The 15,807-nt window shown below is 42.9% G+C and carries 15 protein-coding genes; 1 reads left to right on the top strand and 14 read right to left on the bottom strand.

The genetic code is table 11. The annotated features are described in order from the left end of the window. Positions 1 to 6: 6 nt before the first annotated feature. From GC093_RS03280 to GC093_RS03240, 9 genes are all read right to left on the bottom strand, one after another. Positions 7 to 189, bottom strand: a complete 183-nt coding sequence (locus GC093_RS03280; RefSeq protein WP_171650427.1) for a helix-turn-helix domain-containing protein — start codon at positions 187 to 189, stop codon at positions 7 to 9. Between the two features lie 339 nt (positions 190 to 528). After that, entirely contained in the window at positions 529 to 2,349 is a 1,821-nt protein-coding gene (locus GC093_RS03275; protein ID WP_171650426.1) for an ABC transporter ATP-binding protein, read from the bottom strand. Between the two features lie 120 nt (positions 2,350 to 2,469). Then, positions 2,470 to 2,760 (bottom strand): lasso peptide biosynthesis PqqD family chaperone, encoded by a 291-nt coding sequence (locus GC093_RS03270; protein ID WP_171650425.1) that lies wholly within the window; start codon positions 2,758 to 2,760, stop codon positions 2,470 to 2,472. Continuing rightward, the gene (locus GC093_RS03265; protein ID WP_171650424.1) at positions 2,757 to 3,689 is read right to left on the bottom strand and encodes a phosphoenolpyruvate carboxykinase (ATP); all 933 of its coding nucleotides are present in this window, start codon (positions 3,687 to 3,689) and stop codon (positions 2,757 to 2,759) included. The genes GC093_RS03270 and GC093_RS03265 overlap by 4 nt, the downstream gene beginning before the upstream one ends. Before the next feature lie 96 nt (positions 3,690 to 3,785). After that, positions 3,786 to 3,914 carry a paeninodin family lasso peptide gene (locus GC093_RS03260; RefSeq protein ID WP_171650423.1) on the bottom strand — a complete coding sequence of 43 codons (129 nt, stop codon included), beginning with the start codon at positions 3,912 to 3,914 and terminating at the stop codon, positions 3,786 to 3,788. 15 nt (positions 3,915 to 3,929) lie between these two features. Next, positions 3,930 to 5,852, bottom strand: a complete 1,923-nt coding sequence (locus GC093_RS03255; protein ID WP_171650422.1) for an asparagine synthase-related protein — start codon at positions 5,850 to 5,852, stop codon at positions 3,930 to 3,932. 154 nt (positions 5,853 to 6,006) lie between these two features. Beyond that, positions 6,007 to 7,251, bottom strand: coding sequence for a flagellin lysine-N-methylase (gene fliB, locus GC093_RS03250; RefSeq protein ID WP_171650421.1), 1,245 nt, complete (start codon positions 7,249 to 7,251; stop codon positions 6,007 to 6,009). Between the two features lie 293 nt (positions 7,252 to 7,544). After that, positions 7,545 to 7,694: a hypothetical protein gene (locus tag GC093_RS03245; protein ID WP_171650420.1), complete on the bottom strand. Its 150-nt coding sequence runs from the start codon at positions 7,692 to 7,694 to the stop codon at positions 7,545 to 7,547. Between the two features lie 184 nt (positions 7,695 to 7,878). Then, positions 7,879 to 8,067: a YqaE/Pmp3 family membrane protein gene (locus tag GC093_RS03240; protein ID WP_171650419.1), complete on the bottom strand. Its 189-nt coding sequence runs from the start codon at positions 8,065 to 8,067 to the stop codon at positions 7,879 to 7,881. A 372-nt stretch (positions 8,068 to 8,439) separates the two neighbouring features. Between GC093_RS03240 and GC093_RS03235 the strand changes: the two genes are divergently transcribed. Beyond that, a complete protein-coding gene (locus tag GC093_RS03235) occupies positions 8,440 to 8,907 on the top strand; it encodes a hypothetical protein (protein ID WP_171650418.1) in 468 nt (155 codons plus the stop codon). A gap of 173 nt (positions 8,908 to 9,080) precedes the next feature. Here the strand turns inward: GC093_RS03235 and GC093_RS03230 are convergent, their stop codons facing one another. From GC093_RS03230 to GC093_RS03210, 5 genes are all read right to left on the bottom strand, one after another. Further along, positions 9,081 to 11,015, bottom strand: a complete 1,935-nt coding sequence (locus tag GC093_RS03230; RefSeq protein ID WP_246313311.1) for a sensor domain-containing protein — start codon at positions 11,013 to 11,015, stop codon at positions 9,081 to 9,083. Between the two features lie 182 nt (positions 11,016 to 11,197). Then, positions 11,198 to 11,578, bottom strand: coding sequence for a DUF423 domain-containing protein (locus GC093_RS03225; protein ID WP_171650417.1), 381 nt, complete (start codon positions 11,576 to 11,578; stop codon positions 11,198 to 11,200). A gap of 216 nt (positions 11,579 to 11,794) precedes the next feature. Then, positions 11,795 to 12,097: a hypothetical protein gene (locus GC093_RS03220; RefSeq protein ID WP_171650416.1), complete on the bottom strand. Its 303-nt coding sequence runs from the start codon at positions 12,095 to 12,097 to the stop codon at positions 11,795 to 11,797. Between the two features lie 117 nt (positions 12,098 to 12,214). Beyond that, positions 12,215 to 13,231, bottom strand: coding sequence for an HD-GYP domain-containing protein (locus tag GC093_RS03215; protein ID WP_171650415.1), 1,017 nt, complete (start codon positions 13,229 to 13,231; stop codon positions 12,215 to 12,217). Positions 13,232 to 13,392: 161 nt separating this feature from the next. Next, positions 13,393 to 15,768, bottom strand: a complete 2,376-nt coding sequence (locus GC093_RS03210) for a glycoside hydrolase family 95 protein (RefSeq protein ID WP_171650414.1) — start codon at positions 15,766 to 15,768, stop codon at positions 13,393 to 13,395. Positions 15,769 to 15,807 lie beyond the last annotated feature (39 nt).

The raw sequence follows: 15,807 nt of genomic DNA, 5'->3' as shown, positions 1-15,807 counted from the left end.
AATTAGTCATTTTTTTAATATTTCTCCCTTTAACCAACTATCAAAGACCTGTTCGTGCACCAAAAATCTTCGGCCCACTTTTATAGAAGGAAATTCACCTTTCTTCATAATTTCATATGCTCTATCACGGCCAATCCCCATTTTTTTCATAATATCCGTGACACCTAACATAATTCTTTCATTTTTCATTATTAATCACCTCTGTTACGAAATTATGCAATGCCAAAGTTGTCTTATTACTCGCTATTGCTTATCAGAAAACAGAGGGAGTTGCAGAGTGGAGTAGCAATGAAGTCCCCTCGTCCACAACACTGAAAAGTTTTGATACGCGATGTTATATAAACAAGAAAAGGGCTTGATTTCCTACAAGTGTAGAAAATCAAGCCCTTTTCATTGCTCCCGGAAGCATAAAGGGGGCGCTGATAACCCAGCCTTCCACAGCCTCACCACAGCCTCTAGTTGGAACTCTTGTTCAGCAGACATCCATTTTACTGAGGCATCGGCTCAAGCTAATGTATGCGTTGCCCTTCATTCGTTTAATACCAATTCAACTTCCCCCACTTGATGCCCTAACAGACTTCGAAACAATCCTTTTTTCTCCGTGGCCAATTGATTGTATCTCCCAGTTTGGACAATACGCCCTTGATCCAACACGATAATTTGGTCAGCATTACGTATGGTTGACAGGCGGTGAGCGACCACGATTATCGTCATCTTTCCTTTCATCCGTTGAATGGCCTCCTGAATCTTTTTCTCGTTTTCGGTATCTAATGCGCTAGTCGCTTCATCTAGAATGAGGATGGAAGGTCGACATAATAGTGCCCTGGCCAGCACGATACGTTGCCGCTCTCCGCCGGAAAGCCGGATGCCCCGGTCTCCAATCACCGTATCCAGGCCTTGGGGAAGCTTATTTACAAAGTCTGCCGCCGAGGAAGAAGTCAGTGCTCCCCATATTCGCCCCTCATCAGCATCCGGTTCCATCATGAGCAGGTTCTCGCGAATACTCGCGTTAAATAGAAAAGGTTCTTGCGGTACATAGCTGATGGATTTTCTCCATTGCAAAATTTTTTCTCTGGTCAAAGGGATATCATCCAGCAGCACTACCCCTTGACTTGGCTGCAAAAGTCCCATCACAAGATCAATAAACGTGCTTTTGCCCGCTCCTGATCGCCCCACAATAGCAGTCATGCGGTTAGCTGGAATTTGTAGGTTAATCTGTTGAAGTGCATAAGCTCCTTCTTGTGCTTGATATTTAAAATGCACCTCGCGGAATTCGATCTGGTTAAGGATTGATATGCGCGATTGCTCATTCATCGGATCGTGGTCTAAGCTCTCAATTTCTCTGACTTCCTCACATTCCCGTTGTAAATTTAACAAGGCTTTAAGAGAAGGAACCGACATCGCGATTTGTTCCAAGTTGGCTTGAATCCCGGTAAACCTTGGCCATAATCTAGAGAATATAAGGAAGATTAACAGAAGCTGCCCTGGTTCCGCATGGAACAAGTTAAAGAATAACCAAATAAATACAGCGATGAATGCGGCTGACGCTACTTTATAGGTAAACTGCGATGAGGCTTTCAACTGAATGAACTCCAGTTGTTCCTCATTCATGAGCCGGCTCATCCGGCGGACCCATACCATCCGCGATTGTTCCAGCGTATTGCTTTTGATCTCCTTCATCCCGTTCAGCTGATCCGTCATTCCCGCAAGATAGCTCTTGGCTATGTCTGAGGATTTACCTCCTAACCGTTTCGACTGTTGGATACGTTTGCGGGATAAGAAAGCCAACATAACGCCGCAGAGCAAGATCATCAAAGTAAGCTTTGATGATAACCAAAAAGCCAACCCTAACTGGATCAGCATAAAGACCAAAGAGGCAAGAAATTGCAGAGATACGTAAACCCCAACACTTACTCGTCCATAATCACTGGTTAACGCATGTATAAGATCCGACTTTCTCTTCTGTATATATAAATCCCAGCTTGCACGAAGCAGCGCACTGTAGAGCTCTATTCTTAGCCATGTCGTAAAGTTTTGCTGTATCTTTGTATTACGGATCGTAAAAAACTTCTGTAAATAGTTTTGTCCTGCAACCAGAAGAATAAATATACCTAATATAAGCGGAAGTAGTACGGTTTGTTGAATGTCCTGAAAAATCCAGAAATCCTTAAACATTGTAAATACTCCCGCATCGAAATCAACGATGCCGCTTAGCCTTAGCATCGGCAGCAGCATTATAATACCTGCCCCTTCAAGTAGACTTATCATCACCATCCCCATGAGGGCGACATACAGATTTCTACCGGAATGAGCATACAAGTACTTGATAAAATACATAACATCTTTCATATCTATAACCCTCCTGAGGAAATGCACTGCTTCGCATTTTCCTCCAAAAAAAACAATAGCATGTGACGCAATTAAAAATTTAAAACATGAAGGATGGTTGTCCTATCTTCATTCCTTTACTTAGCTACACAACAGAATTAAGTCTTCGGCATATAACTGCTCCAAGAAGGAAATAACCTGCCTCTCACACTCGTTTTTCTCGATATGATAATTAGAGAGCAGCGTTAAGATGACTTCCTCTATTGAAGCAGGATTTTTGATAGCCCCCCATATCACGCCGCCGGTCTTGCCCAGATTATAATATTTCCCATTCTTAATATTCAGCATGACTGTATTTCCGTCCATATTACTTATAATGTTCCCCTCATTCTGCATAACCACCTGTACCAATGAAAGCTTATTTCCTATCATCTCACTGCCTCCTCTCGTATTGTATTCAGGATAAGCGAAACCATATCGCTTGCGCTTAAACCCGATGCGTCCCGCACCAACCGATAGATGTCAATGCCGTTTGCGAGCTTCACAGAATTGTTAAAATGCCATTCCATTAGACCTAAGGGCTCGATTAATTTTTTTCGAAATGTATGCGTATAAAGCGTTTGAAGACGCAATATATCTTCAATTTGATAGAGTCCGCTAGCCTCATTGTCCGATGTGACGATCTCAAAAACAGCCGCAAGGGGTAATGTATGCTTGAAAAAAAGATGGGGTACCGGGATTGCATACTTCGTTAATCTATTCAAGATAGGACGGTAGTCTTCGGAATTCATCCCGAGATTAGTTAAGCTTTCCTGCCATAGCTTTTGCTGTGGGTACGCTGGCGTGACATAGGGGGTGTTGTCATGTGAAAAGGATACTGCAATCACGTCGTCACTCAGAAGCTGGTATCCTCTCTGTAAAAAGGCCGAGGCAAGGGTAGATTTCCCTGCACCTGACTGTCCCACGAAACCAAATGCTTTTCCGTCAATAACAATTGCACTCCCATGCAGCGGCAGTATCGCCCTCTGCAGGAGCAGCGCGCCCATACATGAGCCAAGCAAATAAAGACGGATCCTATCTTCATCATAATCCATCATTGGAGATATAATAATCCGCTTCCCATCTTGAATTAAAAACAATGCCGCTTGATCAATGCGGAACATGACGTTGTTATCATATACAACAAATTGCTGCCCCTCACCGCCCCGTTCCTCCCAGTCTCTCGTTAAATCTGCAAATTCAATAACGACGTCAATCCGAAGGTCTTGACCGGTCTGATCTATGAGTTCAGGCAGACGGATTTCACTTAACATATTTAATCCAAAGGCTCTATATACTCGATTGATTTGATGTTCAATCATCTTTTCCCTCCGGTACTCCGTCATGGCTTTGAAAAAACACCCTCGTACTTTTTAAAGGTATGAGGGCTGACAGATATGTACTACCACGTTGATGATTTAGCTGCCCGAGGAATCGGAATCATCTCCGCCTTGCCCACCATCATTGGATTTAGAAGATTTGCCATTCATGGTTTGCTTGATATCAAGAGCTTCCAGCATGGGTACAGTCCAATCGTTCTTTTGCATTGGTATCACCTCCTTTCATACCCATTTTTTTATAAACCTATAAACAATCAAGCTTCTCATTAATAATTTGAACTCAACATCAAATATATACTCCGGTCGAGGTTCATCCTTAATTTTTTCAATAGCAGCCGTAATAACATGGGTATTCAACAATCCATTGATTATAGAATCCTTGCTCATTATTTGCAGCTCCTGGATGAAAGACTTCCATGAGGCACTCATCCGATACACGCCGTCAGCTCCTTGTATGCCCCTGAAACGTTGGTTTAAGCGGACCTTATCCGGCAAATAATCCTTGGTAGCTCTCCGGATCAAGGCCCTGTCCAAGCCCTGCTGAACGAATTGCTCCCCCGGAAGGGATAAACAGAATTTAACAACCCGCAGGTCATTCGTAGGATCGCGATCCCATAGAGAATGGCGCAAAGATAATTTGCTTCCAAACGTGCCAGTTATATTCCAATAAAACAATTGCTCGAAATGCTTATTTCTATGCTCATAATGACTTAAGCTTGAATTGCCCAGGTTATCGCTATGATGCTCTTGAAGTCTCTCGAACACTTGCGTCCGTCCGGCTAATTCATCATGGATCAATCTCGGATCAAGTACAGGGGAAGGCTTCAGAAATGGAAATGTTTTTTTGATCATCCTTTTAATTAATCTCGATTTTTTTACTCCCTTATTTCTGCTGTATTGACAAAGTTCTTGATAGAAGCGAATCCATTTCAGCTTACCAAATAAGGAAAGCTGATACTCCAAAGCAGATCCCCAGGATACTGTCGTATTTCCTCGTTGACCACTTAGCAGCACTCCAATTCCCTGTTCTTGTGCCTTCTCATACATTCCCTTTAACCAATAGGAGTTGATGAAAAATTTATAAGGCATCTCAAGAGTCTCCAACCAATCGTCAATATCCGTAAACGGGTTTTTATCTTCGAAGCTCAAGTAGTGATCCGTAATATTACCGACATACTGAACCGTTGATTGAATATAAGGTCTCTCATCGGCAACCCGGTTTCGAGATGTCCAATCCACGAAGCCATCGATAGGTACATAGCTGAAGGTATGCAGCGGTTTATTCTCTTTGCGTAGTTCTCTAGCTGCAAAGCTTACGACCGCACCAGAGTCCAACCCTCCGCTGAGATGTGCCCCGATCTCCCGGTGTGTTCGCAGCCTGTCGGAAACGGCTCTTCGAAAAAGCTCACGGAACGCTTCCTCATACTCACCATTTGACTTGAGGCGGAGCTTTTCCCCCGAAGGCAGCGTGCTGTACCGGACAAGGGAGATCCTGCTCTCCGATATCGTTATCCGATGCGAAGGAGGCAGCTGTTCAATATCCTGAAAAACCGTGGAATGAATATCTGTAACGTCGGCCATTGTGGGAATAGCAAGAAATTCAGCAAGCCATTGTTCATTTAGCGTTTTATGGTTGTGTGACAATTTAAGCAGCGGGTGGATTATTGTACAAAAAGAGATGCAAGTCCCTTTTCGAGAAAAATAAAGCGTCCGGCTACCCGAAAAATCCCTGGCTCCAAACAAGATACGCTTTTTCACATCCCAGATCATAAAGACGAAGTCGCCTACCAAATAGTTGGGAGCTTGTTCCCCCCATCGTTCATAGGCCAGCAAAATTAATTCACTATCTGTCATTGTTTTTCTATGCTCGTTATGGACTTGAAACAATGCAAACAATTCATGCCGATTATCGATAATAGCATCCGCTGTGATCACAAGCTGCCTTTCTTTATCCATATAAGGCAAACGCTCGTTCATTGATTCCGGTGTAATCCATTGTGCATGACATCCTAAGAAAATACTTTCATCATTCCATATTTGAACATCATCGGAAGGATATTGTTCCAATGCTCGCATTATGCAGGTACCTTGCTCCGATACATTGATAGTTCTGTTAAAGTCTACAATTCCTGCTATGGCACTCATTGGCCCCTCCTTTTGCATGTTACAATACGTATCAATGGGGATCAAAAAAAAACTACTGTTAGTTTTATCCGTCCTTAAGAACTATATTAGGATACCTTAAATGTGAAGTCAACACATGATTTCCTTCAAAATCAACGCTATTTCGACGTATTTCTCACCTTTTCACTAACGCTTCATTTTGTATCAAAATTGCTGCAGTATTCAAATTCATCTGTCCATTATCCTTCATCCATTTTAAAAATTGACGAACATAGTTTGGAGCATGCTCGAAGTTTCTGGAGAACGATTGAATCAGCTTGAGGATATGGTTTACGTTAAACGCCTCTTTATAATAATTCATCATTCCTATTATATGGAACTTTATTAACGCGTAATGCACAATATACATCATATACTCTTCAAAGAAATCCTTGCGGGAAGGAAACATTCCTTTAAACATATTATTAATCAGATAGTTCTCGAGAATGTATTCATGTTCCGTCATAAAAGGTTGATAATAGGTTTGATATGCGCTTTGGTACGCTCCTATGCTCTCATCATTTATCGTATCTCCTGCATACTTCAGCCCATCTAAGCTTTCCATAATGCATTGAAGGTACCGTTTATGATCGACACCTGCAAATAAACGCATGTCAATCGACTTCCTGACAAGCTGCATTTGATCGGCGATGGATATTGGAAGACCAGCGAATCGTTCCGATATCGTCCCTGCTGCAATCTGCTCTCTAAACGAGGCTATCACGCTTGGGATTTCTTCAGCATTCCCTACCCCTATACAATCCTGCAACTCCTCAATGAGCAGGCTCAAGATTAGCAGCCGTTCCTGCAGAGCGTACGTCCGATTTTGCAACACTTCAAAGGTGATGGTCTGCAGCTCCAAGAAGTATTTGTGCCTCTGCTTCGACGGTTGTCTTGTATCGATGTGAATCGCATCCCACCGGTTCTCCTCAACGACCTCCTGAATCTCTTCAAACAAGATTCCATTCGGATTCAACAGAGCCAATCGCGCCGCTTCGGGACAAGACAATGTAGCTGATTTTTGGTAAATCCCATTCACCCTATTCGACACACGGGGGTAGGTCACGCAAATATTGGAGAGATGCTCCTCGCCGAACTGTAAGTGAATGCTGCACAGCTTGTTCTCATTTAGAAGGGGACAGAGCAAATTTTCATTCAATTGAATCTCCGCAAATTGTTGACTGCTAGGAGAGGGTTCAATTACCTTCAAATGTCGAAGAACTGAAGGCATCGATTCGATCTTCTCAAAGCCCTCATACTTGTTGTATGTTTTTTGATCGATATTGATTTGCCAGCTTGAGCAGCATGTATCTTCACATTCGGACCCGACACATGAAAACTCATTCATATACTTCGGTATCAATATAGTCTCTTTTTCCATTTTCTCACTCCTTATTATTCACTTACTTTGAAAATACCAGTATCTACCACTATTGGCAATACATTATTTGGGTGAGAAACTCTAAAAATATGTTTATTAAATAGAGATACTCATTTTGTTACTAAGAATCCTCCTATATCCATTCTTTACTACATTAAAGCAGTCACAAAATTGATCACAAAAACCAGTTATTATTCATATCATTTCAGTATTTACCAGAAATACCCGGGAAGACAATGATACGTGCTAAGGCTTGTCCTACAAGGCTTTATCCCAATCTTTCCGGTTCATTCTTAAGCAACCATCGAAACACCTACGCTAAGAGCGCCGCACATGATATACCCTTTGTCGGTAGTTACGACGAGCAGGGTTGTTTTCGGCAGCTTGACTTCAATAGCTAATGCTGTAAAGCCGTCCAAGGAAATGGGTTCCACACGCATCATCGTCAGCATCTCCTTTTGTCAGGAAAATAGTTATAGTATAACTATATGAGCCTGAGCTCAGATACGTGAATCCAATGGTTTAAAAAAGGGGGGAATTAATCACATGCCTCGCAGAAGATGGTTCGATTGATTTTCAGAGGCTTGAGGAATGGGCAAGACATGAAAAAACCTCCATCGCTGGAGGTTAATGTCTCATGGTTCTTGCTAGCTTTTCCATTCGTTTATTGCTCTTTGCTTCATTCACAACCATTATTGCATGTATAACTCCAGGAATCCAAAAAAAGCACGTTAAAATAAAATTTAATAAGGCTTGAAATGGCTTTCCACAAAACAGCACTGCCACAGGAGGCAACAAGATAGCTAGTAGATACATCTAACTCACCTTCCTTATTCAATAAATCGTAATACTTAATATACGTGCTTTATTCAATATGGTTAGATAAAAAAGTTAATTCTATTTCTTTTAATTGTACCACAATTCAACCAATCCCAACAGTAACTCCAAAGGCTGGAAGCCGCTTGCTTTTATATTTTTGGTTGAGAGTTCAAGAATATTTTGGTGGTAATAATGATAATTTGAATAACAACCCTGCTAAAATTCACCATTTATGCGAATACTTATAATCGAGTGCTTCATCCAATGGGGTCACGGTTTTTTAATGATTCAGGAAATACTTGCAGGACGCGCTACATTTTTCCTAGGAGAAATGATATAGTAAGGAGTAGGTCAAAAGAAGGAGGCGCCATGAATACGGGACAAAGCGATAAGCGCAAGTTTTTATTCAACGTAGATATCCTAATCGAAGAAGACAGCAATGGGCGTGCTCTTGAAAAGCTCCTTCACATGCTAAACTCAACTGATATTCAAGATTATCTGATCAAGGAAGGGATTCTGTTAGGGAAAACCATAGAGATAGCATTGAGAGAAACTATTAGCAAAAAGAAGACATCACCCGAAGAAACTCCTGCACTAGCGCCCAGACAGGATGCAAAATCTAACATGGAAATCTGGAAGCAATTCCAACATTTCAAGCTCAATAATACATTGATCCGTTTGACCATTATCAAGGGGAAGGGTATTAAGCTAAACATGCCCTGTCGAATTCTCAATATCGATCTATCCACTGATAATGTTTCCGTCTACCACGTTGACGAGAAACAGGTTTACTTATTTAAAATCAATGAAATTGAAGACTTTGCCGTTACCTCCTGACTTCCAGTACATAACATCCACGAAATTCAAGAAAAAAGCGATCGGATTACATAAGGAGTACACGCTCCCTCATGGAATCCGATCGCTTTTTGTATTCGGTTCTTCTACGTATATCTATGTATTCGTGGTAGTACTCCTTCCGCACCTCGTCCAAACGAATGCAAATAGGCAGTTTAGTCCCCTTGCTGTGTAGGGGCAGCTTGTTGATGGTGTTGAAGCATCATCTCTAATTGTTCAGCAGGCAGAGGTCTACTAAAGAAATAGCCCTGGATTTCGTTACAATTGTTCAGATGAAGAAATCCGAGCTGTTCCTCTGTTTCCACTCCTTCAGCAATGACCTTTAAATTCATATGTCTGGTCATTGCAATTATAGAAGCAACAATAGCCGCATCATTCGGATCTGTCATGATATCGCGAACAAATGACTGGTCGATCTTCAGCTTATCTATTGGGAAACGTTTCAAGTATGAAAGTGAGCTGTAGCCGGTGCCGAAATCATCAATGCTGATTTTGATTCCAAGCTCCTTCAATTCAAGCAGGACACCAATGGCATAATCGACATCCATCGTGCTGCTCTCCGTAATTTCCAATTCCAAATAGGATGAATCCAGTCCCGTTGACTTCAGCACATCAGCTACCTGAGCGCATAAATTAGGCTGCAAAAACTGGCGGGTAGAAATGTTGACCGAAACCGTCATATGCGGGTATCCCTGCTCTTGCCAAAGTTTATTTTGCCGGCAAGCCTCCTGCAGCACCCATTCGCCGATCGGAACGATTAAGCCGCTTTCCTCGGCAAAGGGTATAAAATCCATCGGAGAAATCATCCCTTTCTCGGGATGACTCCAACGGATAAGCGCCTCAAATCCAACAATATTACCGCTGATTATATCCATTTGCGGCTGATAATGAAGAATCAGCTCATTTTGCAAAATTGCTTTCCGCAGCTCATTTTCCATCGTTAAACGTTTTAATGAGATCGTCTTCATCTCTGTGTTAAACACCTGATAGTTATTTTTCCCTTTTTCTTTGGCTAAGGATAATGCGATGTCGGCACATTTGGTTAGAGAGGCGGCATCCTCTTCTTCTTGGGACAGAATGGCCACACCAATGCTTGCCGTAATATGCAGCTGGTACTGCTCAAAGCTGAATGGTTCTTCGAGAACCTGACGAATGGCTTTTGCCAGATCAATAACCTGATTAGGATGAGCCAGGCCGGAGAAAAACAGTGCGAACTCGTCACCTTCTGTACGAGCTAAAAAGTCGTTTTCCGAAATACACCGGGTAAAGCGTTCGCCCAATTGTAAAAGCAGCATATCGCCGTAATCATGTCCGAAGCTCTCGTTAATAATTTTAAATCGATCAATGTCTAAATAAAATACAGCTACAAGCTGATTATTTGAGATTGCTTTAGTGATCGATTCGTTTAAACGATTCATAAACAATCTGCGATTTGGCAGCCCTGTCATATCATCATAATAAGCCATATGACGTATTTGCTCTTCGGTCCGCTTCCTTTCCGTAATATCTTGGCCTATGACTATGACCCCATTCACTTCTGCGCCATCTTGGATAGGAGCCGCGGTAATATCAAGATCGACACGGTACCCTTCCTTATGCTGAAGCATTGTCCTGAATGACTGCGGGTCTCCTTTGCGTGCATCACTCAGCCTCTCAAGAGTATTGCTGACGCATTCTTTGCATAGCAAAACATAGAAATGACTGTTCTCCAATTCACGTTTGTTATAACCAATAATCCGTTCTATATTTCCGTTAACTTTCGTAATCATGCCATATCCATCAATTATACAAACGACATTAGGATTATGCCTGAATAAAGATTCAAATAAAGGCTCGCTATCCGTTAAGCTTCCTTCCAAAGCCTTCTGGTTCTCTATAGAAGCAGGCTCAGAAGCATTACTCACAGGATTGATTCTAACCCATGGATTTCGATAAATAAAACCGGCCAGAATGAAAAAGGTAATAATACAAAAGCCCCATGCCAATGGATGTTGAACCCGCCATGCCATCCAAATCAAAATCGAAAAATACACTAAGAATGGCACATACAGCTTACTCGGCACTGTTCTGGTTCCAGCCGTTTTTCTCATCTTGAGCTCCCCTCAATAGACATGCTTCGACAAAGAAATCAACTACCAAATTCTACATCTATAGTCCTAATTCCTGCAAGTACGGATAAAAATTAACCTAGTTCTAATAACCCCCCTCTCTTATTTCTTATACTTTCTCTACCAAGAAAAAAATTCGGCTGCAAAAGTCAGCCGAATTTTCATTATTTTTGTTTATGTCGAAATGCGGCTAAAGCTACCAAAATCCAACCGATTAGAAAGGCTACCCCTCCAAAAGGCGTGATGATTCCGAGCATTTTAATGCCTGTAAGACTTAGTACATACAGACTGCCTGAAAATAGCACCATACCCGCCAGCAAGAACCAGCCCGCTCTGATGAGATGCTTGCTGCCCGGCATAAAACCGGCTGCAATACCAAGAGCAAGCAGGCCTAAAGAGTGCATCATTTGATACTGTACACCTGTCTGAAAAACAGACAGACTATCCGGCGTCAATACATCCTTTAACATATGAGCCCCAAAAGCACCAAAAGCAACCGATAAAAAAGCGCAAATGCTGCCTATTATCACAAATCTCGCATTCATTTTTATTCACCTCCGGTTCATGGTTCAAGGTTGTAGTCATTGACTTTTATCATAAATGATTTTGTTGAAGTATGCCAATTTAGCGCCCAAGACACCTAAGATATTACCCTAAATAGATAATCCACAGAAAAAAGGCTGCACGCTAAGCGTACAACCGGAACTTATTATGTAGAATACTTATAGAGGTTGTTCCTAATTTCTCTTTAGATCTCTCAGTTATACTATTTCGCCGACATCATGCTGGCCGATAATCAATACGATAGGTTCCAGATAGGCTCGCGTAGTTGCAGGCTTAACCAACAAATCGATTTCAATATCAACAATTTTACTCCGCTGCTGCTTACCCGCTCTTTTGTCTTGTACAACCTCAAACTGCTGCAGTCCCAATTGATATGTAATAACAGACGAGCCTACTGCTATAGCAGATAGCTCATGCTCACCGTGTTGAAACAGAACCTCCGAGATAATCTCGTCATTCATATCAACAATTTTGACGAACTGGCAAATGGAATATTTCATATATTATCCCCTTTCAGGTTCTCTGATGCTTATATCCCTATTCGACACAATTTGCCAAAATTCCTGCAAACTTGAGTACTTCGCAGCATATTTAGTGAAATTGCTGCCCTTCGAACATTATCCTAATATTTCTTGCAGATTAACAGAGTGTTCTTTGCTTAAATCAATGAAATAGCTGTCTACTTTCATCAAAGGTCTGATTGGATCGAAGCGGTTCGCCATAACAATCGTACCTCTTCTTCCATCCGTCAGCAGTGCTTCATTTCCAACCATCGATTCCATCATTCTGTTCATAAATACGAAGAAAATTTTGGCATTAAACTTGCCAAGCACATCCGAATGCATCTGTTTGATGACTGAAAAAAATGAAGAAGCTGCGTGATACGATCTTTGTGTGGTCATTGCGTGGAATACATCGGCTATGCTGACAATTTGCGTGAGATCATCGAGCCTGTCCCCTTTCAATCCAAAAGGATATCCACTCCCATCCTCACGTTCATGATGCTGCAGCGCAATCAAAGCCACTCGATGAGGAGTGCCTTCCGTGCTTTTAAGCAGCTTATAGCCATCGATTGTATGCCTTTTCATTAACTGATACTCCGTATCGGTCAGCTTTCCAGGCTTATGTAAAATCTCATTCGAAACTTTCATTTTACCGACATCATGAAGCGTTGCACCCAATATCAGCATAGATAATTCGTTCTCATCCAGGTTCATCCATTTCCCTATGATGGTAGCCAGCACACCTACCCCGATATTGTGCTTATAGGTATAATCATCCTTGGACCGCAGCCCACTAAGCAAACGAAACAAATTAGCTGACTCTGCAGCCTTCCGGATTCCAGGTACCAGCGATTTCTTAATCTGCATTAAAGGGATACTATGTCCATAACGAATTGCGTCGAAAATTTCCTTCACTTGGATGGAAGCATCCTCGATAAGTTGGTTAACTGGATCAGATACAGCTTCGTGATCTTTCTGTATCCAAAACTCAATCTCTCTAAGATCAACCCGATGGTTAACCAGCTTATTGATGTCTTCTTCCTTTAGCTTCGTATTCGCCGGAACCAACAGATTGCCTACCCTATTATAAATATCCTTCTTAATAGAAACTCCGATTTTGATCTGCGCCATACATCCACCCCCAAGGTTTTTTTCGTCCTCCAGTTTAGATCATGATGCGCAAATTATTAGAAATATAAGTAAAATATAACAAAATAAAACAACCCTGTCGAGGTCCAAAAAGGCTGTTCGACAGGGTTCTGCTAAAGCTCTAATTATATCTTACCATTTGCTTAATGGAGAGGAATCAGGTTGTAGGTTTCGCCATTTTTCACATTAAATTCGAGAACAGTTCCATCAAATATCGTGCTTACCTTCTCATCCCCTAAGCTAACTGCAAGCTCAGTTTCAGCATAGATACGGCATTTCCCAACATTAGAGGCTCGAATAAACGCTTGCTTCAAGGAGCCATTGCGCCATTCAAGATCAATTTCGAATCCTCCTCTGGCTCGAAGTCCTTTGAGGCTTCCATCCTGCCAAGCATCAGGAAGTGCAGGAAGCAGAGCAATAACACCACCGTGCGACTGCAGCAGCATTTCCGCGATGCCCGCCGCTCCTCCAAGATTGCCATCGATTTGGAATGGCGGATGGGCGTCCAGTAGATTCGGGTAAGTTGATTTAATCAGCAGCTGACGCACATTCTCATAAGCAAGGTTGCCCTCGGCTAATCTTGCCCAGAAATTAATGATCCAAGCCCTGCTCCAGCCTGTATGCCCGCCTCCGTGGGAAAGACGTCGTTCAAGCGTGCGTTTAGCCGCTTGCGCCAACTCTGGTGTACGGTGCACATCGATCAGCTCTCCCGGATGCAGCGCAAACAGCTGGGAAATATGGCGATGGCCCGGATCGTATTCCTCGTAATCCTCCAACCATTCCATCACTTGACCATGTTTACCGGTTTCGATGCCTGGAATACGTTCCAACGCATGGTTCAGCTCATCGCCAAATGACGGGTCACAGCTTAATATTTGCGTTGCTTCGAAACAAGCATTAAACAAAGTTCGTACAATTTGCAGATCCATAGCCGGACCCATGCATACGTTCCCAGCAACCCCATTAGGCAGTATAAATTTATTTTCAGGAGACATGGACGGTCCAGTAATCAAGCGCCCCTTCTCATCTTCTACCATATATTCCAGCAGAAATCTGGCTGCCTCTTTCATAATCGGGTAGGCACGTTCGGATAAGAACTGCTGATCTAGGCCGAAGCGGTAATGCTCCCACAAATGAAGAGACAACCACGCAGCTCCCATAGGCCATATCGATGCGGATACGAGAATACCTTCGACATGTGTATCGCCCCAGAGATTCGTATTATGATGAGCGACAAAGCCGTTGCAGCCATATACTTCCTGTGCCGTCAACCTGCCGTTCGGAAGCATGCGCTCTATTAGCTCGAATAAAGGCTCATGGCATTCAGTTAAATTACATAGCTCTGCAGGCCAATAATTCATCTCCGTATTGATATTAATTGTATATTTGGACTCCCAAGGAGGCGTGTAGCTGTCATTCCATATACCCTGCAAATTCGCCGCAAGGCTTCCCGGGCGTGAGCATGACATTAGCAAGTATCTGCCGTAATTAAAGTACAGCTGGACCAGACCGAGATCATCCCCACCATCTTGGAGACGTTTAAGACGGGCATCCGTCGGAAGCTTATGAGGCTGTTGAGATACTAGTAAGTTAGCTTCCATAGAATCGGATGGTGCATCAGCGATTGACTTCGAATCTAAAGCTCCCGCCAGCTCCAATTGGACTCTGCCGAACATAGCCGAGTAATCAGCTACGTGCGCTTGCTTAAGCTGCTCGTATGACTTCTGTGCTGCAGATGTCAGCTGCTCCAAACACACCTTCTCCGGATCTTGATGACGATAGGTCGTTTGGGCTGCAAGCAGCAATGTAACGGCATCAGCATTCTCAACGGATAGAAAGTCTCCGATTGTTTGTACACTACCTCCTTCTACAACTGCCTTCAGCCCAGCCCGAAACTTGACTCCATCTGTGCCGCACTCGCCTAACATCATGATCGTATCATCTGCCAGCTTCTTAGTGCCCGCATCAAAAGGTCGCCTCATGAGATGAGCGCCAAATGTTAAACCACTCGGTTTATTTGTCGTCAGTCTAACAACTAGTATATGATCAACAGCACTGCTGAAATATTCGCGTTTATAATCAAACCCATCCAGCTTATATGTAACACTGGCTACGGCTGTCTCCAAATCAAGCTCCCGGTGGTAGGCCTCGGGCTGACGATCATGGCCCAGCATATAGATCAACAAGTCGCCTAGAGGCTGATAAGGATGTAGATATTTAGGTGCAGACATCAATCCCATCCGGCTCAAATGCTCGGCTTCCTGCTGCTTTCCTTCGGCTAGTAGACGTCGGATCTCCGGCACATAGTGAAGCGCCTCAGAATTATTGGCCTTTTTGGGACCGCCGTACCACACCGAATCCTCGTTAAGCTGAATTTTCTCTTGAGCAACCGTTCCAAAAACCATCCCGCCGAGACGTCCATTACCTATAGGCAGCGCCTCCTGCCACTTTCCCGCAGGTCCCTCATACCACAAAGTATTTTTGAGATGATCTACCTCATTAGCTTGCCTGCTGAACATAACTGAAAGCCCCTTTCACATGAATCCACATCAAATTTA

It is taken from the genome of Paenibacillus foliorum (assembly GCF_013141765.1).
Taxonomy (GTDB): domain Bacteria; phylum Bacillota; class Bacilli; order Paenibacillales; family NBRC-103111; genus Paenibacillus_S; species Paenibacillus_S foliorum.
This window is presented reverse-complemented; position numbering and strand designations above follow the sequence as displayed.